The sequence below is a fragment of the Leucobacter triazinivorans genome (genome assembly GCF_004208635.1).
GTDB classification, from domain to species: domain Bacteria; phylum Actinomycetota; class Actinomycetes; order Actinomycetales; family Microbacteriaceae; genus Leucobacter; species Leucobacter triazinivorans.
Genome location: NZ_CP035806.1, coordinates 1871372 through 1894186, shown reverse-complemented (window position 1 = coordinate 1894186; position 22815 = coordinate 1871372). Strand labels below are relative to the sequence as shown.

General features: G+C 66.7%; 18 protein-coding genes and 1 pseudogene. 4 read left to right on the top strand and 15 right to left on the bottom strand.

The genetic code is table 11. The features are described 5' to 3' along the window. Window positions 1–3 precede the first annotated feature (3 nt). From EVS81_RS08635 to EVS81_RS08610, 6 genes are all read right to left on the bottom strand, one after another. A complete protein-coding gene (locus EVS81_RS08635; RefSeq protein ID WP_130110028.1) occupies window positions 4–1050 on the bottom strand; it encodes an LLM class flavin-dependent oxidoreductase in 1047 nt (348 codons plus the stop codon). A gap of 31 nt (window positions 1051–1081) precedes the next feature. Continuing rightward, complete coding sequence (locus tag EVS81_RS15795; RefSeq protein WP_165384222.1) at window positions 1082–1672, bottom strand: NADPH-dependent FMN reductase; 591 nt, start codon at window positions 1670–1672, stop codon at window positions 1082–1084. Then, window positions 1669–2274 (bottom strand): TetR/AcrR family transcriptional regulator, encoded by a 606-nt coding sequence (locus EVS81_RS08625; protein ID WP_130110026.1) that lies wholly within the window; start codon window positions 2272–2274, stop codon window positions 1669–1671. The genes EVS81_RS15795 and EVS81_RS08625 overlap by 4 nt, the downstream gene beginning before the upstream one ends. 204 nt (window positions 2275–2478) lie before the next feature. Next, the gene (locus tag EVS81_RS08620) at window positions 2479–2964 is read right to left on the bottom strand and encodes a MarR family winged helix-turn-helix transcriptional regulator (protein WP_130110025.1); all 486 of its coding nucleotides are present in this window, start codon (window positions 2962–2964) and stop codon (window positions 2479–2481) included. Between the two features lie 261 nt (window positions 2965–3225). After that, the gene (locus tag EVS81_RS08615; protein WP_130110024.1) at window positions 3226–3861 is read right to left on the bottom strand and encodes a LuxR C-terminal-related transcriptional regulator; all 636 of its coding nucleotides are present in this window, start codon (window positions 3859–3861) and stop codon (window positions 3226–3228) included. Between the two features lie 550 nt (window positions 3862–4411). Then, complete coding sequence (locus tag EVS81_RS08610) at window positions 4412–5137, bottom strand: LysE family transporter (protein ID WP_165384221.1); 726 nt, start codon at window positions 5135–5137, stop codon at window positions 4412–4414. Here EVS81_RS08610 and EVS81_RS08605 point away from each other — a divergent pair. After that, window positions 5116–5352 carry an Lrp/AsnC ligand binding domain-containing protein gene (locus EVS81_RS08605; RefSeq protein WP_130110022.1) on the top strand — a complete coding sequence of 79 codons (237 nt, stop codon included), beginning with the start codon at window positions 5116–5118 and terminating at the stop codon, window positions 5350–5352. The two genes, EVS81_RS08610 and EVS81_RS08605, sit on opposite strands and share 22 nt — an antisense overlap. A gap of 82 nt (window positions 5353–5434) precedes the next feature. Here the strand turns inward: EVS81_RS08605 and EVS81_RS08600 are convergent, their stop codons facing one another. Continuing rightward, complete coding sequence (locus tag EVS81_RS08600) at window positions 5435–7108, bottom strand: sigma-70 family RNA polymerase sigma factor (protein WP_130110021.1); 1674 nt, start codon at window positions 7106–7108, stop codon at window positions 5435–5437. A gap of 511 nt (window positions 7109–7619) precedes the next feature. On the opposite strand from EVS81_RS08600, the gene EVS81_RS08595 reads away from it, so the two are divergent. Next, window positions 7620–11099 carry a hypothetical protein gene (locus EVS81_RS08595; RefSeq protein WP_130110020.1) on the top strand — a complete coding sequence of 1160 codons (3480 nt, stop codon included), beginning with the start codon at window positions 7620–7622 and terminating at the stop codon, window positions 11097–11099. A 228-nt stretch (window positions 11100–11327) separates the two neighbouring features. On the opposite strand, the gene EVS81_RS08590 is transcribed toward EVS81_RS08595, so the two are convergent. The 8 genes from EVS81_RS08590 to EVS81_RS08560 form a co-directional block, all read right to left on the bottom strand. Beyond that, window positions 11328–12533: a Wadjet anti-phage system protein JetD domain-containing protein gene (locus tag EVS81_RS08590; RefSeq protein WP_130110019.1), complete on the bottom strand. Its 1206-nt coding sequence runs from the start codon at window positions 12531–12533 to the stop codon at window positions 11328–11330. After that, the gene (locus EVS81_RS08585; protein ID WP_130110018.1) at window positions 12530–15925 is read right to left on the bottom strand and encodes an ATP-binding protein; all 3396 of its coding nucleotides are present in this window, start codon (window positions 15923–15925) and stop codon (window positions 12530–12532) included. Before EVS81_RS08585 ends, EVS81_RS08590 begins: the two co-directional genes overlap by 4 nt. Further along, window positions 15918–16475 carry a DUF4194 domain-containing protein gene (locus EVS81_RS08580; protein WP_130111362.1) on the bottom strand — a complete coding sequence of 186 codons (558 nt, stop codon included), beginning with the start codon at window positions 16473–16475 and terminating at the stop codon, window positions 15918–15920. Before EVS81_RS08580 ends, EVS81_RS08585 begins: the two co-directional genes overlap by 8 nt. Window positions 16476–16519: 44 nt before the next feature. Next, the gene (locus tag EVS81_RS08575) at window positions 16520–17947 is read right to left on the bottom strand and encodes a DUF3375 domain-containing protein (protein WP_130110017.1); all 1428 of its coding nucleotides are present in this window, start codon (window positions 17945–17947) and stop codon (window positions 16520–16522) included. A gap of 92 nt (window positions 17948–18039) precedes the next feature. Next, entirely contained in the window at window positions 18040–18192 is a 153-nt protein-coding gene (locus EVS81_RS15915; protein WP_205879303.1) for a hypothetical protein, read from the bottom strand. A 50-nt stretch (window positions 18193–18242) separates the two neighbouring features. Next, window positions 18243–18758: an IS5 family transposase gene (locus EVS81_RS08570; RefSeq protein WP_130110016.1), complete on the bottom strand. Its 516-nt coding sequence runs from the start codon at window positions 18756–18758 to the stop codon at window positions 18243–18245. Window positions 18759–18885: 127 nt separating this feature from the next. Continuing rightward, window positions 18886–19470 (bottom strand): DUF389 domain-containing protein, encoded by a 585-nt coding sequence (locus EVS81_RS08565; RefSeq protein ID WP_130110015.1) that lies wholly within the window; start codon window positions 19468–19470, stop codon window positions 18886–18888. 338 nt (window positions 19471–19808) lie between these two features. Then, a complete protein-coding gene (locus tag EVS81_RS08560; RefSeq protein ID WP_130110014.1) occupies window positions 19809–20945 on the bottom strand; it encodes a Fic family protein in 1137 nt (378 codons plus the stop codon). A 332-nt stretch (window positions 20946–21277) separates the two neighbouring features. On the opposite strand from EVS81_RS08560, the pseudogene EVS81_RS16260 reads away from it, so the two are divergent. Together EVS81_RS16260 and EVS81_RS08550 are read left to right on the top strand one after the other, a co-directional pair. Then, window positions 21278–21424: pseudogene (locus EVS81_RS16260) on the top strand (GNAT family N-acetyltransferase); the annotation flags it as partial. A gap of 434 nt (window positions 21425–21858) precedes the next feature. Beyond that, the gene (locus EVS81_RS08550; protein WP_130110013.1) at window positions 21859–22815 is read left to right on the top strand and encodes a linear amide C-N hydrolase; all 957 of its coding nucleotides are present in this window, start codon (window positions 21859–21861) and stop codon (window positions 22813–22815) included.

The following is a 22815-nucleotide window of genomic DNA, read 5'->3' as shown; positions in this document are numbered from 1 at the left end:
GTGTCAGCTCGAAGGAGCGGCCCCGTCCGAGCCGATCTCGGCGCGTACGCGGGGTGCAACCTCGGTGCCGAGCAGTTCGATGGAGGCGAGCACCTCGGAGTGCGGCATGCCGCCGATGTCCATCTGGAAGAAGTGCCGCATGTGGCCGAGGTGGCGGTGCAGGTCGATGATGCGGTCCGCGATCTCGGACGGGTCGCCCGCGAACACCATGCCGCCCGGAGAGTAGTTCGCCTTCGCGTCCTCCCAGGAGAGTGCGGCGAAGCGTCCGTGCGCGGCGTAGGCTGCGGACTCGTGGCGGAAGAAGGTCTGCTTCGCGGCCTGCCCGTCGGCGGCGATGAAGCCGTGCCCGGCGACCGAGATGGCAAGTTGCGAGGGATCCACGCCGGACTCTTCGGCGGCTTGACGGTAGAGGGCGCCCATCTGCCCCCACCGCTGCGGGGTGCCGGAGAGGATGCCGTAGGAGATCGGGAGCCCCGCCTTCGCGGCCCGCACGGTCGATCCCGGGTTGCCGCCTGTGCCGAGCCAGATCGGGATCGGCTGATCCGGCCGGGGCACGACGAGCGCATCCTCTAGCGGCGGCCGGAACGGGGACTCCCAGCTGACCCGCTCGTGCTCGCCGATCGCGAGCAGCAGGCCGAGCTTGTCGGCGTAGAGCCGGTCGTAGTCGTCGAGCTCGTACCCGAACAGCGGGAAGGAGTCCGTGGAGGAGCCGCGGCCGGCGATGATCTCCACGCGGCCGTTCGAGACGATCTGCGCGGTGGCCATCTGCTGATACAGGCGGATCGGGTCGTCGGTGGAGAGCACGCTCACCGCCGTCGACAGCGTGATCCGGTTCGTCATCGCCGCGGCCGCGTTGATGACCGATGCCGGAGAGCTGACCGGCATCGTCGCGGTGTGATGCTCGCCGACCCCGTAGAAGTCGAGCCCGACCTGCTCGGCGAGCCGGATCTGCTCGAGCATGTTCCGCACCGCCTGGGCCGTGCTCACCACGTCGCCGTCGAGGTTCTTGCCCGCCACGCCGAAGCTGTAGGCGCCGAGTTCGAACGTCATTCGCCCGATCCTTTCATCGTTCCTGCTCGCTTCAGGCCGACCGTGCGGCGTTCAGGGCGCGTGCCCACCAGAGCAGGTGGTCGGTCATCACCGTCAGTCGTGGCTCCAGCGCATCGAAGACCTCGGCGGCGGCCGGCCCGCCTTCGCGCACGGCCGGGAACTGCATTCCGAAGATGTGGACGCTCTCGCGCACCGAGACCATGTTCAACTCGGCGACGACCTGCCGCAGCTGCTCGATCGCCCGCGAGCCCCCCACGTTGCCGTAGCCGAAGAACGCGGCCGGCTTGTGCTCGAACTCGGCGAAGTAATGGTCGAGCATGTTCTTCAGCGCGGCGCCGTAACCGTGGTTGTACTCGTTGACGAGGAACAGGAACCCGTCGACCTCATCGAGCCGCTGCCCGAGGGCGCGCTGCTGCCGACTCGAATACTCCCGCGGAGCGAGCGCCGGCGGCTTCGGCAGGTTGTAGGAGGGCAGGCCGACGTCACGCACGTCGATCACGGACAGCCGCAGGTCGTCGCGAGCGCCGACACGCTCCCGCAGCCACGCGAGCGGATAGTCGGCGAAGCGCGCAGCGCGGGCGCTGCCCACCACGATCGCGATATGGGGCACGGCGCCGCTCATACGGAGGATCCCCTCACAGCATCGAGGAACAGCTGCGCCATCCGACGCGCCGCCGCATCTGCCCGGATCGGGCCGGGCTCTGCGACAAGCGCCGCGGTCGCGGCGACCAGCAGGTAGAGGTCGGTCTCCCGAAGGTCCTGACGAACAGCGCCGGCCTTGCGGGCCCGGGAGATGAGCCGCCGGGTGGCGCGCAGCGCCCGCGCGTGCGCGCCGGAGAACAGCTCGGAACCCTGCATGGGGCGCAGGAGCACGGCACCGAACGCGGGGTCCGCGACCTGCATGCCGATGATGTCGTGCACATATCCGGCGAAGGCCGCCCATGGATCCTCGACCGCCTGGATGACGGCAGCCTCGGCGCGGTTCGCATAGTCGGCCATCTTCGCCTCGAAGACCGCCTCGACCAGCGCGTCGCGAGTCGGGAACCGCCGATACAGCGTCCCGATCCCCACACCCGCCGCACGGGCGACATCCTCCAACGGCGCATCCAGCCCATCGGTGAGGAACACCGACGCCGCCGCGCACAACAGGGCCTGTCGGCGGCGCTCCGCGTCCACCCGCAGCGCCTTCTCCGGCGCCGCCGGAACCGCTTCTGTCGTCAGCATGGGGACACGATACCGCAACAAGTGGAGGTTCACCTCCACTTATCTGTCGGCCGAGCACGGACACGCTCACCGTGCTCTGGCCCTGGGCGGGACGAACGGTGCGGGCCGGGCTCGGATGCCCGTCCTCGCGCTGCGCGCTCGGCCAGCGCCCCTGCCGCGAGCCGTTCCCGCGCGGTGCGCGGTGAGGGACGCGGCATCGCCGGTTCAACGGGGCGGGACGATCCCTCGTGTCGCGACCGTCCGCAGCAGCTCGGTGAGCCCGGCGATCGACTCTGGCGAACGATCCGAGAGTACTGCGGTGAGCTGCTCCCGATAGGGACGCCGAGCCACGGTCATACGGTTCACGCCCTCGGGAGTCATCCCGATCAACCGGATCCTGCCATCGTTCGGGTCGACGGTGCGCTCCACCAGGCCGAGGGCTTCCAGCTCCTTGATCTGCCGGCTCATCTGACCTTTGTCGGAGGCGAACCTCTCGACCAGAGTCGACAAACTCACCGGGCCGATCCGTGAGATCGTCAGCAGCACCCTGTACGCCGAGGGAGGCAGGTCAGGGTCGACCTGCCCAGCCGCATTGGCGTACATGCCGCGCACTCCCGCCACGAAGTCCGAGAGCGCATCCTCAAGACGCTGCACCGCTTCGACGTGCGCGCTGGGCACCTCGGGTGCGCCAGGTTCTGCCAAGGACGACATCTGCGTTCACCATCCGTCAATCCCGCACGAGACGCGGCACCTATCGGTAGTCTGCGGGGTTCAGACCGGGCTCGCCATCTGCACCGCCCGAGGCGCGGAGCCGGGGGCGAGCCTGGGGGATCTCGGTACGCGCCTGAACGATCGACATGCCTCAAGCCTACCTTCGGGTCACACCTCTACACCCAGACATGACACGTTCACGAGGATCAGGCGTCCATGCTGGAACGCGGGCTGCGGACCATGCCGCATCCCACGACTGTGCTAACCGCTCAGGGGGTCGCCGGATCGCCTGTTGGTCCAGTCTGACTCATGAGCGCAAGTGTGTGCCCGTCGGGATCGCTGAAGAACGCCATCCATTCCTCGACGCCCGAGTCCTCGACCGGTGAGCGTGGCGCAGGCGGCGTGGATGTCATCGACACGAAAGTAGAGGACGGACTCGCCCTGCTCGCCCGCGCCCTCATCGATCGCGCTGAGGAAGAGCCTCGTGCCCTGGACGTCGAAGAACGCGATGTCGCCATAGGTATAGAGGTGCGGGAGCTGGAGGACGTCGCGATACCACGCGACGGCCGCTTCGACGCTGCTCACGCGGCGCGACACCTGCCCGATGGATCTCAGTACGGCGTCGGTCATGGCCTCCTCCTTTTCCTGAGGTGCGGTTCTGAGTGGACTGTCGATCGGAATGCCCTCCCACGATCGGAGTTCCGCTCGGCTGTCCAAGCCGAGCTTGTCGAGAATGTTGCCGATGTGGAACTTCACGGCGTCGAGGCTCACTCCCTGGCGCCGGGCAATCATGCGATTGGGCATGCCGTGGCGCACTGCGTGGGCAATCCGCCACTCAGCCGGCGTGAGCACGTCGGGATGCGGGGGACGTCCCCGACGGTGTGAACTCTCAGCCATGTCTTCAGTGTAGGAACCACCTCCCCGAATTGCCCTCCCCCGAACGTCAGGAGACCACGGGTCCCTGGCCCGGTCCAGACCGCTCGTCTCTCGGCCACACCACCGGAGTGGTTGACACCACAAGCGGTCGAGAAGTACTCGGCCACTGCATTCACCCTTGGGACCGTCGTCCCAGAAGTGCTAACAAAAGTGCTAAGCAATCTGTATCGCGGCGTATCGCGGTGGAGTTATCCACAGGTCACATGCCCTAGATCGTTGATCTTATGCGGCAGAACGCTCGGTCGAGATTCTCGGCGCGAGGGGGTCGAGATCAGTTCAAGTCCCCCCTCGCGCACGAATAGAAAATGGCCTCTGACCTGGAATTGAGTTCTCCGGGTCGGGGGCTTTTTCGCGTCGGAGGCACCGTGGTCCGCCCCGGCGACTGCACAGGGCCGCGTGAAGACCCGCTCTGGGGCTCCCGCCCCGAACTCGCCGGGTGCGTCGTAGTGCGATCCCGTCGCGCCAGCCTGGTGGAGGTGCGGTTCGGCTCGGCGGTACTTCCTCGGGGCTCTCAGAGGATCATGCCCGTGATCATGAGAATGCCGATCACGCCTACGATGCTGCTTCCGACGAGGGTTGTCAGGCGCCGGAACTGCGTGCCGGCTTTCCATCGCACGATGGCTCCGGTGAGAACGAGCAGGAGTTGCCAGCTCAACGAGGCCGCCCCAACCCCTGCGATGAACGCCACGGAGACAAGCGCCGATGCCGATACGCCCGACAGGCCGGTCACGACCGCCGCGAAGTAGATCAGGGTCGCAGGGTTGATCGCGGTCAATCCGAAGAAGAGCGCATATCGGCGGCCGGATCGCGCGCGGTTCGCATCCGCGCCGGCTGGTGCGTCGACGCTCGAGTGCCGCGCGCGGATCAGGCTCCAGATCGCCAGCGCAACCAGGGTTGCACCGCCGATGATTCTCGGCCAGGGACCCCAGCTCGCGATTCCGGGCGCTATGGCCGCTCCTGCCGTGACCGCCGTCACGCAATAGAGCAGGTCGACCGTGGCGACTGCGGCAGCCGCAGGAACACCTCCGGCCCACCCTCTCGATGCGCCTTCTTGGATCAGGAGCACTCCAATGGCTCCGAGCGGAATGGCCAGGGCCAGACCCGTGATCAGACCGGCTCCCAGGGCAGCAACGAACTCCATGCGCACAGGCTCCACTGCTGCCTGCCCCAGGACTGCACGATAGCCCGGTCTGCGTGAGAGAATTTCCTGTATGGATGCACGCGACGAGCAGATCATCAGCATTCTTCGCAGAGGTCGTCGACGCGGTGCACGTCACCGGCCCCTACGACTACCTCTTGCGCGTGCGAGTGAGAGACACGAGCGCCCTGGACCGTCTGCTCAGGCTGCTGAAGAAGGATGCTGGAGTCGCTCAGACCCAAACCCGGCTCGCGCTCCGCTCGCCCTCCTCGCCAAGCCCCGCACCCGCGGCGTCCGGGCCCGCTCGACCTTGAGCGCACTGGCGTTGGCGTCGTCGTCGGTGTCGAGACTTCGCGGGCCGCTTCGGGATGATGCGTAGAACCCGCAGACGGTCCGTCAGCAGCTCTGGGCGAGTTCGACGGGGATCCACGGCGAGTACCGTCCGTCGGGGTGGAGCAGCTGCATCTCGATGACCACGTCCTCGATGTTCGCCGGCGAAAGGCCGGGCCACTGGTCGAGCGGGGTGAGGGATGGAGTCCACCACCAGGGGTTGGGCATCGGGTCCGTGCCGCTGAAGACGTTCTCGAACGTGTTCCCGTACGCATCGGTCACTGTCGGGTAGGTGACGAGCAGAACGGGCTCCGTGGCAGGGGGCTGGGTGATGCGTGCTCTGAGGGCCCCGTACTCTGACGCTGTACCGGTGAGGATGAACCCTTGCACCGGGCTGTCGAGGTGGCATTCGAATCCGATGGTGAGTGACGGATCGAGATTGGGATCGGGCTCTTCGCCTGCTTCCCCCTCGCTGCCCGAGTCGGAGGGTTCGTTCCCGCCATCGGGTTCCCGGTCGCCGGGTATCTCGATCTCCTTTTCGGGAGGGGTGGTTCGAGGAGACTGCGTGGGAGGCGCGGGCGACGCGGATGCCGTCTCCCGGCCTCCGACAACGATCTCGTCGATCTCTGTCGACCGATCATCGGGCGTCCCGTCCTGCTCGGCAGTGGTGTCCCGATCCTCCTGCGCAGGGTCGGCGCGGCGGGATTCCTCATCGATGACGGAGATCTCTTCGCTTGCTTCGACCGAGGCCTCCGGCGACGGCGACTGGGACGGCGAGTGCGACACGGCCAGGATCGTGCCGCCGATCACGGCGGCTGCTGCCGCTCCGGCGACGGCGATGAACGCAATCTGCTGCGCGGCTCCGGCCCCCGCCCCCACCTTGAGCGCTGACGGCTTTGGGACCGGGGGAGCAGCGCCCGCGCTGTGCGTGGCGCCGAGCGCGATCGATGTTTCCGCAGCCGTTCCGCCGAAGGCCTGGAGCAGGGAGGCTGCGCCCACGCCTCCGAGGAAGATCGTGGCGAGCGCCAGCGCGAGGTGCCGGTTGAGGATTGCGTATTCTGCTGCCGCTCTCGTGCAGGTGTCGCAGTGTGCAAGGTGCGCTTCGACATCTCTGTGCCGGGCCGCAGTGAGCTTTCCGCGTTGATAGCGCTGGAGATGCGTGAGCGTCGACCTGCACGCGCCGTCGGCAAGTTCACGATCGACGTGTTGCTCGACCCAGGCGGAGCGCAGCTCTTCGCGTGCGCGCGAGGCGAGAGCCGACACGTTGCGTGCGTTCGTCCCGACGAGCTTCGCCACCTCTCGGGGTCGCAGACCTTCGACCTCGGTGTACCAGAGCACTTCCTGCCACCGCGAGTTGAGCGACAGAAACGCCTGAGCGGCGGCATTGCGGTCGAAGTCCTCATCCTCCCACGGGCCGGCTTCGGTCGCGGTGAGGTGCTCGTGAAGGGGCGCGCTCGAGCTTTCCGGGCTTCTCGACCAGTCGACAGCGACCGAGCGGACCACCCGGTACAGGTACGGCCGGAACGCGCCCGTGGGGCCCTTGCCCCGCGCAACGAGTTCGAAGATCTTGAGATACGCCTCGGCGACGACATCCTCTGCAGGGAAACGAGTGGTGAAGTTCTGCGCGGCGACGAGTGCTGGCCGGTGGTGCCGCCTCCACAGCTCTGAGAACGCAGACGAATCACCGTCTCTGGACGCCTCGAGGAGCTCTCGATCAGAGCTCGAATCTGAAATGCGCATGCCGCGCGACCTCCGGTTCCCTCACCGAACCGAAACCCATCCGATCCGCCTGGGGAGCGACTTCATCCGCACATGAAAGACAAATCTCCCCGAGGTACGGGTTTCGTTCTCGCTCAGGAGCCTAACAGCGACATGAGTGGGCAGAGTTCCTCTCGGCCATGGGTGCTCATTGCTCACGGGATGGCGACCAGATGCACACGCAGATTCGATGGGGCGCAGAGGAGCCTCGAAAAAGTCTGGCAAACGCGCGTCACGTTTTTGCGCCAATGCCGTCTCATAAGTGTGCCGGTTCACTGCGACCGGTTGCTTGTGGTCTTCTTCCGGTCGCCCATGGTGCACGGAATGCGACGACGAGCGGGGAGATATCAGGGAGAGGGAGAGCGTGGAGTTGAGGGGTTTGACGTCGCCAGCCGGTCGGAGGCCGCGCCGATGGGGACGATTTTCTGGAGGCGCAGTCGCGGAGCCGAGGCTGAGCAATTCGGGTTGGTGCCGCAGGGCGCTCGCCGCGGTGATGACGATGCTCCTCGTGGTGACCGGTCTGGCTGCCACGGCATCGGCTGCTCATGCCGATACGCCGGGGATCGACATCGCACTGCTGCATGACGGGCAGGTCATCGGAGATGATGCCGTCGTTCCCGAGGGGGATGACATTCTCCTGAGAGTGCAGTACGACGCGAACCAGCCGATCGACGGCACCCAGATCGTGTTCACGTTGCCGGCCGGGATCACTGCCCCGAGCAGCCTCCCGAGCAACGAAGCCGTCGAGTCGATCGTCGACAACGAAGACGGTACGTACACGGTAACCTTCCGGAATCCCATCCCGGACGACGTGAGCGAGGGCGCGTTCGCGCTGAATCTGCAGGCCGGGCCGGTGGACGAGGACACTCCCCTCGAGATCACGTGGGCGATCGGGGAGGACGCGGGCGGGACCCGGATCGTCGTCGAGAACGAAGTGCCCCCGGTGGAGGAGATCGCCGACGGGTACGCCAAGAGCGTGAACCCGAACAACCTCGATGGTTTCGTACAGCGGGGCGACGCGCCGGGGTACGAGTTTCTCGGACTCGATCCGGCGCTCGCAGATGCAGTGCTGACCTATACGCTCGTGCTCTCGTCTGCAGAGGCGCGCAGCGGCTACTCGATCGCGGATGAGCTCGCGGCCGGCCTGGGCTTCGTCGAGGGCTCGTTCGAGGCGACGCTGACCACGGCCGACGCTTCGGCTCCCGTCGCGTTCGCGCCGACGGTCACCGGCAACTCGTTCGTCGGCGCCGTGGATGTGCCGGAGCAGTCGACGCTGCGGATCACCTATCAGGTGCGGGTCACCGACATCGAAGCACTCGAGACGATGCTGCGGGCGCAGTTCGACGCGCGCAACGACACCCCGGGGAACTACGAGATCCTGCTGCCCAACGATGCCGACTTCGGCGGTGAGCACGAGCGCTCCGTCGACGTGCGCATCCGAGGCACCATCCCGGGCGTCGGTATCGGGAACAACTTCGCCAAGCGGGGCGACTGGTCGCTTCGCGATGTCATCGCCGACGCCGACGGCGCCCTCCAGCCCGCGGCAGAAATGACGTACACGCTGCATGCGAACCTCACCCCGTGGGACGAGCGCAACGCGAACTTCACGCTGCAGCGCAACGTCGTCATCAGCGACGATCTCATCGAGCAGGCGTCCTGGAAAACCGATGACGCCGAGTTCATCTCGATCACGGGCGACGGCCCGATCCAGTCGCTCACGGAGGCGACCGGGTTCACGGGGAGCACGGCAGACTTCGCACACGGCGACTATGTCGGTCAGTACGCGATCGTCGGACAGACGCTGATGATGAACATCGGCAGGGACAACTCGACGAACGTGAACATCGAGGTCAAGGCGCACCTCAACACCGTCGACGGTCTCACCGGAAGCGACAACACCACGGTTGTCGACGGTGTCCACTATCCCTGGAACAACCGGGCGCAGTTCCACTATCGAGACGGCAGCCCGGCAGTCCGCGACCACAACGCTGGTGTCGTCGTGCTTCCCGACGATTACGAGGAGGGTGTGGACGACTCCGCGGTGTTCGACAAGAGCGCGGTGAACGACGAGGTGCAGGTGAGCCCCGGCGACTCGGCCCAGGTGCCCTACCGGTTCACCATCGACACGGGCAAGGAGGGCGTCGACCCGCTGAAGAGCCGTATCGTCGACGACGCCGACACCGCGGTCTTCGACATCACCGACCTCGAAACCACGGTCTCGGTGGGCGGCTCGTACGGCGGCACCGCACTGGGTGCCGAGCACTTCGACATCGCGGTGGATGATGACGATCAGCTCGTCATCGTGCTCAGCGAGGCCGGAAAGACACTCGTCGGAGGTCTTCAGGCCGGGCAGCTGTGGATCGTCGACCTGGTGCTCACTACGGTTCCCTTCGACGGCAAGCAGACGTTCGAGATCACCAACCGGGCAACGCTTCTCGGCGAGGACCAGGACTGGGACTACGTGAGCGACGACCAGTCCGAGGCCACGTCGTTCGGCAACGAGGCTGAGCTGCGCAAGCGCATCTTCGACTCCGAGACCGGCGAATGGGTCGCCGAGATCGACGCGGTGATCGAGAACGGCGAGTTCGTCGACAACCGGTTCGTGTACGCGATCGAACTCATTCCGCGCGGCAACTACGGGAGCGAGTTCCCGGTGACCATCTTCACCCGCGACGACGTGCTGCCGGATGCGGTCGAGTTCCTCGGCTTCGTCGAGACCGACGACGAGGAGGTTCCGGACCTGGACTCCGTTCACGGCGGGCCCGACGACCTGAACGGCAATGTCGTCGCCGACTACGCCGACGGCATCGTCACCATCCGGCAAGAGGACGGTACGAACCTGAACCCCGGTGAGGGCCGGATCGTCACGTACTTCGCGGTGGTGGCGACGGAGACCGACGGAGTCATCGTGAACACCATCGCGGGTTCCGACACGACGATCACGCCGGTCGGCGACCCGAGCGTCGACATCGAGAAGTGGAACGATGAGGGCGCGGCACCCCAGTACGACGATTCGGGAGCGCTCGCCAACGACGGGTACGCGGGCGACTTCGATGCGGCCCCCGGGAAGGCGCTGGCAGCAGACGCACCGCTGCCGATCAACTTCACGATCTCGAACGACGGGCGTGAGGATCTCGTGGACGTCGTCGTGAGCGACCGGTTGACCGGCGGTGCGGGAGCGATCCCAGACCTCAGCTGCGACTTCAGTCCGCTCGGCGGGCCGGAATCGGGAACCTCCTGGGAGGGGCCGTTCGTGATCGGCGATCAGTTCGCATGCACGGGGACCCTGCCCGCACTGGCGAGCGGAGACACCCACTCGAACACCGCCGGCGTGACCGCCGTGGGCATCAGGACCGGGGAAGAGGTCGACGACGAGGACGAGTGGCACGGACACGTGCCGACACCGAGCATCGACATCGAGAAGTGGAGCGACGAGGGCGAAGCGCCCGAGTACGACGACTCGGGCGCGCTGGTCAATGACGGCTACTCCGGCGATTTCGACGAGGCTCCCGGCAAGGAGCTGACCGCGGAGCAGGAGCAGCGGATCAGCTTCACCGTCTCGAACGACGGTGCGGAGCCGCTCGTCGACGTGATCGTCACCGACCGGCTCATCGACGGCACGGGGCACATCGAGGATCTGGTGTGCACCTTCCCCGACGGCTCGACGGGCACCACCTGGGCGGGACCCTTCGCGGTCGGCACGCAGTTCGAATGCACCGGCACCGTGCCGGGGCTCGGTGCCGGTGAGACGCACGCCGATACCGCTGCAGTGACCGGCGTCGGGCTCTATTCCGGCCTGAGCGTCGACGACGCAGACGACTGGCACGGCGCCGTACCCGAAGAGGGCGCCAGCGGCGGTCTGCCCGTCACCGGCGGCACCGCTGCGACGTTTGCGATCATCGGAGCGGTCCTCCTGCTCCTGACAGGTGGCGGAGCGCTCCTGTACAGTCGACGCCGCGGAGCGGGCGTCTAACTGTCGACGCGCGGCGGCCGAGCGTTCATCGCCCGGCCGCCCCGCGACTCCGATCCGCGAGTGTGGTGCCGAGACGGCGAGCGCGCACGCGCCGCCGTCATCGGATCGGCGCAGAGGCGCTGCAGTCGTGCACCTATTCCTCCCCCGGCTCGCCTATCTCGCCCATCTGGGCGAGCTCGAGCCGTAGCTCGGCGAAAACGGCTGCGGGCCGGGCTTCGACTTCCCCGATCAGCGGGGTCGATCTGCCAGTCCCGCCTCGGCGAGGTGCCGCGAAGCCCAGGTCCAGTCGATGCGCTCCTGCTCGAGGCGCACGGCGCGCCCGAGGCGATCCGTCACCAGGTCCGAGTACAGCTCGGCTTCCGCGTCGGTCAGGCCCGATAGCGCGCTATTCGTCGGCGAGGACTCGGCGCCCCATCGCTGCGCATGAGCGATCAGCGTCTCGCGGTCCATCAGCACGGATCGCACGCCCGGCAGGTGGCTTCGCACGCCGCTCAGGATCGCGAAGCCGTGGGTGTCTAGATCACCCCAGTAGTACGCATCGCCCCGTTCGGCGACATCCGTGAAGAGTTCGAGCGCGGCGGACGATCTCGCCTCGTAGCCGCGACCCCACAGCACAACGCCGCCCTCTGGCACCGGAGCGCTGAGAAACGTGATCTCGTTCTCGACGATGAGCAAGCTGGAGACGGCGTGGCGTATCGAAGCCAGCTCGTCGATGCGGAGCGTCGCCTCGGTGATGCCGGGCGGCAGGCCGAGAACTGAGGGATCGAAGCGCAGCCGCACCAGGCGCGGCTTGCCGAGGAAACCGAGCGCCGTGCGGAACGCTTCCGCACTTCCTGGGACGCCGAGTATCTTCGCGAGCACCGCACGGTGCCGCTCGATGAACTTGGTGTCGACGCCGGGCGCATCGACCTGGCGGAGGTAGAGCTGCGAGTCGCGGTGCCAGGTGAGCCAGTCGAGGGCGGCGAGCATCGCAGGCCATTCGTCGAACAGCTCGATCGCTTTGAGAGGTTGTGCCAGGATCCAGTGCTGAGCAGCCGGAGCATTCGCGCTGAGTCGCAGCAACTCGTCGAAGCGCTCGACATCTGCGGCCACGCCGAGCAGCCGCCAGGCCTGCGCCTCGCTGTCGATGCGCACACGAACCGGAATCGTGCTGCGCCCCAGACGTTTGCCGCCTACGACGCCCGAGAGCACCTCGAAGCTGCGCCCGCCGTCAGAAGCACGCTCGATCTCGGCCGCCCAGCGCCTGGCCTCTTCGAGGTGCTCTGTGAGCTCCGCGCCGGAGGGCGCGCGCAGTGGCATATCGATCGGCGCGAATGCCGTTCCCTGCGCCCGGGAGCGCAGCAGATCTCCGCGCACCCAGGCCCGTCGCACACGGCCAACGATGGCCGCGGGGCGGGTCCAGCCGGCCGGGCCGGGGCTTCTCCGGGTGCTCACGCCGATCCTGCTCTGCGGCGCTCGCGGAACTCCTCGACAGTGAGCGTATGCACTCGTGAGCCCGATCCCTGTGGATTGTCGACGAAGCCGATCGAGCTGACGTACGGCTCGATGACATGCACCTTCTGCAGCGGAGTGACGATGAGCAGCTGCAGGCCGAGCCGTTCGAAGAGTTCGAGTGCGTAGCGGGTCGATTGATCAGAGCCCCGTCCGAAAGCCTCGTCGATCACCGCGAAACGGAAGTCCTTCGACTTCTCGACACCCCACTCAAGCCCGAACTGGTAGGCGAGCGACGCCGCGAGGATCGTGTATGCGAGCTTCTCCTTCTGCCCGCCCGATTTGCCGTCGGAGTCGGTGTAGTGCTCGTGCTCCTCGCCGGTCTCGCGGTCGCGCTCGGAAGCTGCGAAAGCGTACCAGTTTCGGACATCGGTGACCCGCGCGGTCCAGCTGCGGTCGTTCTCGCTGCGCCCCTCGCGCCCCCGGAACTTCTCGATGATCACGCGCACCAGCTCGAAACGCTGTTCGGGATCATCGACGCCGATGAGATCGCTGGTCGCGGCGCGCAGGTCGGCCTGGAACTCTCGGATCTCGGTATTCACCGTGCGCTCGGCGACGAGCTTGATGATGCGTCCTGGGTTGTAGTCGATCGCGCTGAGGGCCTCGTTGATTGTCTCGACACGCCCGCGGATCTCCTCGGCCTGGCGCGCGAGCCAGTTGCTGAAGCCCGCGAGATCCTTCACCGCCTCGGTGTTGAGCTGGCGCCTGAATTCGGCTTCGAAGCGTGGCAGGTCGTCGTTCTTCACCTGCCCGTACAAGCGGCGGAATTCGCTGATGGAGGCGATGCTCGCGTCCATCTCGGCTGCAAGCTCCGGCCAGCGCCGCAGTACCTCGCCCATCTGCTGCTGCACACTCGTGGTGTGCCCGTTCATCTCCCGCTGCGCCGCCTCGATGCCGCCGGTGAGTTCTGCGACGAGGCGGGTGCGCAACTCGTCGCACTGTTCGACCGTGCCCGGCCTGCGGCGGCCGACGCGCCCCTCCAGACTGGGGTAGAGCTCGCGCGACGCCGCGGTCGCCTCCCCGGGCACCGCATCGAGCGTGTCGTGTTCGCGCCGCAGCCGCTTGCGCAGCCGCTCTGTCTCGGCCTTCGCTCCGCCGAGGTGTTCGCTGATCTCGGTGTGCTCCTGCTCGAGTCGCCGCTCCTGCTCATCGAGCGCCGAGAGACGACGGTCGATCTCGGCGAGACGGGACGAGCCGGCGAGTATCCGCTCCCGTTCCTCGTGCAGCGCCTGCAGTGCGGCTTCCGCGCCGATGGAGTCGAGTTCTACCCAGCTCGTATACTCCTCGAGCTTGCCGAATGCGTCGAGAGCGCGCCGCAGCGCCTCGTCGCGTCGCCCGAGCTCGTCGAGCCGTTCCGTCGCCTCCGTGATACGGAGCTGCAGCTCCGCCCTTTCTGTGCGCAGCGCCGCGATCTTCCGCTCGCTGCTGCGCCCGAGCACCCACCTGCGAGCATCATCGACTCGGAAGCGATCGCGCTTCTCATGGCGTTCCCGGTCCCTCACCAGCCCTTCGCGGGTGACCGCGCGATCCTCCCGCTGCAGGGCCCCGACATCGTGGACCAGGCGATGCTCGGCACGCCGCGCCAGCTCTCCGAGCACGTAGTCGAAGAAGTCGCCGGGCTCGACCTCGAGCACATCTCGTAGGCGAAGCGCGCCCTCGGCTTCGGCGGGGATCACGCGTACTCGGCGCTCGGGCACTCGCTGATAGCTGAGATCCACGCCCCGCCGCCTGCCGTTCTCAAGGCGGGCCTCGAGGCGACGGCCGTTCACCCACGCCGATACGCGGGAGTAGTGCGCATGCGGAACCAGCAGGCTGAGAGCGAAGGGCCGCAGCACGCGCTCAGCTGCGCCTTGCCAGTCGGAGTGCTCGGGGGAGACATCGATCAGTTCGCCGGCGAACGGCAGCTCCGATTCCGGCACGAGCAGTGCGGCGCACAGCTCGTCGCGCACCGCGACGAGTTCTTCCGGCAGGTTGTTGCGGCGGGCTTCAAGACTCGTGATCTCGCCGTCGATCTCGCGTGCGCGGGTAGTGTCTCTGCCGCGCGTCAACGAGACCGGATCCTTCTCCTGCTGCACGAGCTCGCGTTCGGCCTCGGCACGCGGACGTGCTTCCGCGATGATGAGCGACCTGGTGCGGAACTCCTCGGCCCCGGCGACCGGCTGGAGGTCGGCGCCTGTCAGCAGTTCGGAGTATCGCGTGTGCTTGCGCGTGCGCTCGGCGACGAGGGCTTCGGCCCCCGGCAGCTCCGCTTCGATGCGGGTGAGTCGGTCGCCGCCGGCCTCGAGGCGCTCTGCGTGCAGGGCCGCGCGATGCGGAGGTATTGCGGCGCGACGCTGTGCGACTTCCTGCTGCCGCTGCTGGACGGCCTCTACTTCACCAGCGGCTTGGCGTATCGCAGTATCGAGCACGCCGATCGTGAGCTCCGAGATGAAGACGGTGAGTGCCTGGCGTTCAGCCTCTTGCCCGGTCTTGCGCTGGACGGCCGCCTCGTACTTGTCGGCGCCGGCGACGAGGGGGTCGAGGATCGCGAGCTGAGCGGTCGCCCGCCGCACCGCTTCGTGCGAGCGGGTGAGGTTCTCGAAATGTTCCACGATCGTTGCGACGCGGCGGCTGGCGTCGACCGGTTCGAGCATGTGGCTGCGCACGAAGTCGTTGAGATTGCCGACGGCTTTCATCGAGACGGTCTGGTGGAACAGCTCCATCGCCTGCTCGGAGGTGATGCCGAGCAGGCGGCGCATGCGTCTGGCGTACTCGGGGAAGGTGGTGTCGATCGCCGCGCCGTCCCGCCGCAGGCGAGCGCGCAGCTGCTTGAGGTCGCTGCCGAAATCGCTGAAGTCGTCGGCGATGGTGAGGCGCCGGTCGACGGACACGTAGAAGCGCTCGGGCTGGCCAGCGCGATCCTTCTGGTGGAACACCTGGGCGAGCGTCACGGTCTCGTCGTAGCCCTCGTTCACGAAGACGCCGAGCACCACCGAGTAGGAGCGGTGGTCGCGCAGGCCGACCGGCCGCGAAGCGCCGGTCGCCTCGTTGCGTTCTGAGCGATAGTGCCCCTCGACGTAGCTGCGAAGACTGCGCTCTTTCGTGCCGGCTCCCGCGGCCTTGTTGTAGGAGATCTTGTTCGCGGGTAGCAGCAGCGTCGTGACCGCATCGACGAGTGTCGACTTGCCGCTGCCGATGTCGCCCGTCAGCAACGACGTACGCCCGTCGGGGCGCAGAGCCCACACCCGCTTGTCGAAGGTGCCCCAGTTGTAGACCTCGAGGGCGTGCAAGCGGTAGCCGGTGCGCGAGGTGCCGGGGGCGTCGAACTCGCGCGCCGAGAACAGTGCGTCAGTCATCGTCTCCATCGCCTTCTGTTTCTTTCCCGTTCGCATACTCGCCCAGTTTTCCCGCGAAGTCGCTCATCGTCTCGGCATCGACGTATGCCTTGAGGATGCGCCGCACTTCCCAGGCACCGCCACCCCGTTGCCGTCCGAGTTCCTGCAGAAAACCGAGCTTCGCGACCGCCGAGATGCTCTGGTCGACCTGCTGCAGCACGCGTGTTTCGTTCGTGGAATCGGCGAGGAAGAGCCGCAGCATCTCGAGGATCTGCTCGCGTTCGAGCACGAGTTTGCCCTCGCCACCTGCGGCCTCGAACTCTGCGAGCCGCTTGCGCAGGAGCAGCAGCAGGAGGCTCACGGGATAGGTGAGTGCGCGGCGCTTGACGAGTCGGGGCAGCGGATCCTCATCGGGTCCGGGAGCGATGGTCTTGAGGAAGGCATAGCCCTCAAGCGGATCGACGATCGCGCGGACCCCGATGCGGGCGAAGTGATCCTGCACGGTCGCCTCGTGGCGCTCGAGCGTGCGCCAGACGTCTTCGTGCGTCTCTCGGTAGACGGTACCCTGCATGAGCTTCACGATGGCAGTGGCGATCGCGTGTTCTTCCGGGCTGTTCAACGTCTGGTCACCGTCACTCTCGGCAGGGTCGCGCGTCTCGGGCGTCCGTCGGCGTCCGTGTAGTCGATGCTGGCCTGATCGCCGTCATCGAGTCGGATCTCGAGATCTTCATCGCGGAGCGCGAGGTAGCCGAGGATCTCGGCGATGCCCTCCTCTACGGGATACAGCTCTACGATGTCGATGAGATCCGCGGTGGACTGCGGCGGCACGATGGCGCGGATGTTCTCCGCGAGTCGTGCGGCGTCGACGAAGCGCTGCGCGAACAGCGCCTCGGCGTCGGCGGTCTCTTCGTCTTCGGGTGAAATAAGGCTGTCCACTCTGGTCTCGGGCTGCGGGTTGTAGAGGGGACGCTCGAAGGGAAGCGCAATCGCCAAGCCCGGCTCATCGATCTCGACGCCGAGGTGGGTGGGCGGATCGGCGCGGACCCGGATGGCTGTCTGCTCGACGGTGCGTATGAGGTCGAGCACACGACGGTTCTCGAGCCAGGCCTGCTCCTCCAAGAAGCGTCGCAGCTGCTCGGAGAGGTTGCGCACGGTCTGCTGAGTGCGTTCGGCGGCGTCTGCCCAGTCGTGGTGGATGAAGCGCAGCCGGCGATCCACCTGCACCGCCGGTATCTTCTGCACCGAGGCGACCAACTCCGCGAGCTCTGCCTGCCGCTGCCCGGAGAGCAGGAAGTCGTAGAAGGCCTGGAAGCTGCGGCCCTGATCGGAGACGGCGATGTCGGTTCGGCTCACGACGAGCTCATCGAGCAGCGCTCCCTTGCTGCCGTCCCACCCCGCGATCCGTTCACGTGCGGAGCGGTCGAGGCTGCGGAAATTCTCCTCGACCTCTCTGAAGTCGGAGAGCAGCTCACGCGCCGTAGCCGAGAAGAGCTGGTAGCGATCCCTCACCGAAGTCTCGTCGAGCAGCTCTGACCGCCCCTCACGAACCGCCTCGATCTGCGCGTCGATCTCGGCTCGGCGTCTCTCGAGCTCCGCGATGCGGGTTTCAGGGTCTGCCTCACTGCCGTGCACGATCTGCCGCAGCAGATCGATGAGCGTGTGGAGCCGTGATTCGGTGCCGACGAAACTGCGGCGCTGCAGATCTTCGACGAAGCGGTACGCTTTCTCGACCGCTGGCGTCGCATCGTAGTGCACCTCGTCGGAATCGACCGGGTAGAACTTGCGCAGCCAGCCGCGCTCGGGGTCTGCCCAGTCATCGAGATAGGCCTGTGGTCCGCGCCGGTACAGGCCGTCGTCGCCGCCCCTGATCAGATAGAGATGCTCGTCGAGCGCGTCGATCAGTCGGCTCGCGGGTGTTGCGCCCTCGTTCTGCTCGACGAAGTGCTGCCCGAGAAACGACAGCATGAGCGGGGCACTCGTCGCGCGCAGCAGGCGCCACGCGGGGTGCTGATCCCGCAGCGCGCTGATGTCGTCGATGTTCACGTTCTCAGGGTACTGGTGGCCTCTGACGCTCCCAGATCGATTCGCGTAGTCGCGCGCGTGCTCGCGAGCACGGGTGCCGACGAACGGCCGCGTCAGGAGCGGGGCCCGTAGAGGTCGGGGCGGCGGTCCTCGAAGAGGTCGTTCCGCTCGCTGATGCGCCTGCGCTGAGCGGACAGCTCCGTCTCGGCGTCGAGGCGGCCGTCGTGGCCCATCTCGCCGATGGGCCAGCCGTCGGCTCCCACCACGGTCGTCCCCTCGGTCCACGACGTGCCGCGCTCGTCGCCCCGCTCGAAGATCAGCGTCTCGGTGTCCCACAGGTGCAGCTTGCGATAGACGACGGGATCGGCGCCGGCCGCACCCGCGCTGGCCCGCCCCGGGCGCGCGGCACCCGAATATCGTCGAGCGTCGCAGTGAGCATCGTGGTGTCATTCACGTTCCCCGCGGTCACCACCATTCCCAACGGGCGGCCCTTCCCATCAGCGACGAGACGAACCTTCGTGGTCAGGCCACCACACGAACGCCCGATCGCATGATCCTCGGGCTCAGCGAGCGGATTCGTGTAGTTCGACAGATCCCTTTTTCCGCGCGGCAGCGTCACACCATGCTGATGCACACGCGCGATGGTCGAGTCGATCGATACCACCCAGTCGATCGTGCCGAGACGGTCGGCCTGTTTCTGAACCTCGGCGAGCAGCTGCTCCCAGGTGTCATCCTCTGCCTGCCTCGTGAAGCGCTTGTAGATCGTGTTCCACTTCCCGAACCGCTCTGGCACATCACGCCAGGAAGCTCCTGTCCGGTGTTTCCACGCCATCCCCTCGACCGCGTGCCGGTGATCCGACCACGGGCAGGCCCGCGTGCTCGATCCGGAGACGCGAGAGTCGACCGCGGCCTACCCCGCCATCGACTTGCGGACGGGCCAGGGAGCGGCAGGATCCCCGCTACGAACCGAGGCTCCGTGTTATTGACGGGATGAGTTCGACCTCGACGTCCTCTACATCGATCCCGGCCTCGCTCAGCGCCTTCGCGAGTTCTATGGTCGAGGGTGCGGGATCGGGGCCCGTCACGCGGATCTTGAGGGAGTCGGTGCCGGTGGTCACGCCGAGCATCTCCGACTCGGTGTCCGACAGCCAGTCGCGGGTGATCTGCTGCACCTGCCCCGTCCGGAGGGCCGCGGAGGTGCTGGCGATGGTAGCCAATGTCAGCGGGATGCCGATCGCGATCACCATGGTGATGATGGTGATCAGCGCTCGCCGAGGCATCTTCTCCGCGCCAGTCGCAGCCGAAGCCGAACGGTCTGGGGCGCGCACCCCGTAAATCCCCATCACCACGATCCCCGTCACGAGGATCGCTGCGACGTCGGTGAGGAAGAGAAGCGCTGCTCCGCCGGCCTGCGCGTAGGCACCGGACTCGAGGGTGACGCCCACCACGCTGAGCGGGGGCACCAGCGAGATCGCTATCGTGACGCCGGGCAGGGTGTCCGAGATGTCGACTGTGTTCCGCTCACCACCCGGGCTCGCATTCATACGATGCCTCCTTCTCGATCCGGCTGAGGTGAATCGGATCGAGGAAGAGGGCCCGATGCATGGGAATTGCCGCCGCAGCTATATGGCCTTCCACGCAAGGTTCGGGGCGCCCTCCGGTGAGCGCAACGAGCCCGCAGGGTTCGGGGAATTCGCCTGCCGGGCATCGGTCGGAGTACCTGCCCGGATCCGGCCGCGTCGAAGCGGAGGATACTGCCTTCCCGGACCTTTGCTGTTCGTCAGGCTTCATCACCCGGCGGGCCGTTTCTTGGGGCGATATCAGTCGGAACGGCGAGTCCGGCCGAGTGAGCGGATGTCGCTCACTCTTTCAAAGGGTGCGCCTACTCGAACGGATCGATGTCCCTCCACGCGTATCCGAGGCCTGAGCTTCGTGCTGCATCCTTAACGGAGGTGCCCGCTGAATACTTCCGACCACGTCGGTCTCCATGGGCGATGAGAAAACCAGAGCGGGTAAGCGCGCCGAGATCCCGAGATGCGGTCTGCTCGCTGATCGGTTCTCCCGCATCTGCGAGGGCCGTCATGTATCGCGCTCGGGTGACGGTTCCGTCGTACATGGCGGTGTACAGGGCTTGTGCCGTGCGCTCTGGGAATTGGGCTTCAGCAACGAGCTCATCCATTTTCGCGGCAGCCTCGCCAGATGAAGCGATGCGTTGTTTCCGCTCAAGCGCCTGATTCAGGTGTGCGGTGAGCATGAACCGCACCCAGGGTCGTGCGAGTTCAGGGTCGAAGTTCGCGGTATTCCAGTTGGCTTGGCCGACCTTGGCGAGAACGTCGTAGTAGGCCTGTGTTCGACGCCCCAGGAACTCCTCGATTGTCATGAAGACGGGCGCGAACTCGCCGTAGGCCCCGAGCATCAGGCTCTGTAGAATTCGAGCCACTCGGCCGTTCCCGTCCTTGAAGGGGTGGATGAGTACGAAATTGAGATGCATCATTGCGGCTCGAATGAGGTCGTCTTCTTCGGGCGCCAGCGATGCGCACAGCTGTTCGACGAGGGCAGGGACCGTCTCGGATATCGCCCCTTCGTGGACGATATCTCCGGTGCGTTCCTGTTGCACGTAGACCGGCCCGGGGCGGTATCTGCCGGGCCACTTGATCATGTCGTACGAGGTGGCCATGAAGTGGAGACTGCGCAACACCATGGGGCTCAGTTCGAAGTCGCTCTTTGCCAGCTGCAGCACGAACGTCATCGCCTGCTGATAGCCCGCGAGAGCCTTCTCGGTTTCGTGATCAATGGCCGCGGGCTTCTCGCCAGCAGCGATCGCGTTGATATCGTCGACGCTTGCGTTGATCCCCTCGATGGTGTTCGAGCCCTGCACGTTCCGCGCGAATGTTGTCCGCCGCAGCGCCCCCTCCCACCGATTGCCCTGCCGAAGATGGATCCTGAGCTCCTGGTTGAGTTCTTCAATCGCATTACGCACTTCACGCTCCTGGATGCTGAGCGGGGGTGCGATGAACATGAAGAGAACTCCTTGGTGATGGTCGTCAAAGATCAATGCTATTGCGATTTTGACATTAAGTAAACATCATTCGATAGGTTTCCTCTCTGGATCTCGACGGCTACGGATCAGTTGGTCCAGTCGGCGACGAGCGCTCTTCGGCCGGGCGAAGCTGTTCGAGCCACTTGAAACTCTCGCGCGCCCATCGTGAACCGAATCGCCGAGATACTGGAACGAATGGATACTCCTCTGAGTGTGGTCAGGGCGACTCTCGACGATGTGCCGAGGATCGAAGAGCTGGTGCGAGCCGCGTACGCTCCGTACATCGAGCGCATCGGGCGCGAGCCGTCCCCATGACGGCCGAGTACACCGCGGCTGTCGAGGCGAGGCAGGTGCGGGTGGCGCGCCGAGGCGCGCGCCTGCTCGGCGTGCTCGTGACCGTCCCTCACGCCGACCACCTCCTGATCGAGAACTTCGCCGTCGATCCCACGTGCCAGGGCGCGGGCATCGGCGGACGGCTCCTTGAGCAGGTTGACAGGGAGGCGAGGGAGCTGGGCCTCGACGACCTGCGCGGCGTGATCGTCGACTGCGCCGGCGGTGAGATCGATCCTCGTGCGTTCCAACCGCGAGCGGATCATCTCTGCTGCGTGTTCGCGCGTCGCCGTCGGAGCGGTGTCCCGCACCTCGGCCAGGATCGTCGCGACCGTCGCGGTGTCGTCGGGGCCCAGATCCGCCGTGCGCTCATCGCCATCCGCCGTGTCGTTCATGCTCGCTCCTCCTCGTTGCTCTCTCCATGCGGGCGCACCAGCGTGCCAGCGTCTCCCGGCTTCTCGAAGATTAGCCGTCGCCGCGGGATCCGGGATCGGGGTTGCCGTTCGGGGGACCGGCCGCTAACGGGGGCGGCCTCAGGCGAGGAACTGCGTAGGATGAGCCCATGTGCACACGCTTCCTATGGTCCTCAGAGGGTACGCCGGGCAGCGGCCTGGTCTTCGTCGGTCGCAGCATGGACTGGTTCGAGGAGACCCGCACGGTGCTCGCGCTGCGTCCGCGCGGCGCGCAGCGCGAGAGCGCGCCGGGTGATCCCGGCGGCTTCACCTGGGTCTCGGACTACGGCAGCGTCGTCGCGCTGATGTACGGGCGGATCGCCGTCGACGGCCTCAACGAGGCCGGTCTCCAGGCGAGCGGCCTGTACCTGACGGAGGCCGACTACGGGGAGCGCGATCCCGAGCGCCCGGCGCTCGGCCTGCAGCACGCGATCCAGTGCCTGCTCGACCGCTTCGCGACCGTGGCGGAGGCCGTCGCCTGGCTCACCGAGAGCCGCGTGCAGATCGTGCCGCTCGAGATCGGCGGGAAGCCGGGGACGGGGCACATCTCGCTCGCCGACGTCGGCGGCGACTCGGCGATCATCGAGTTCCTGGACGGGCGGCTGAGCGTGCACCACGGTCCGGAGTTCACCGTGATGGCCAATTCGCCCGCCTACGACGAGCAGCTCGAACTGCTGCGCCGGTACGCGGGTCTCGGCGGCAGCGACCCGCTGCCCGGGGGAACGGATTCGCCCGAGCGCTTCGCCCGCGCGGCCTACTACTCGGCGCACCTGCCGGCGACCGATGATCCGCGGCGTGCCGCCGCGCAGGTCTTCAGCGTCATCCGCAGCGCCTCGGCGCCGTTCGGCACCGTGGACGAGGCGCGTCCCAACATCTCGACCACGCGCTGGCGCACCGTCGCCGACCTCAGCAGCCGCCGGTACTTCTTCGAGTCCACGCTCTCGCCCAACGTCGTCTGGGTCGATCTCGACCGGCTGTCGTTCGAACAGGGCCCCGAGCTGATCCTCGACCTGGTGCACGATTCCGGACTCGCGGGCGAGCAGAGCGGCGGCTTCGCCGCCGCGTGA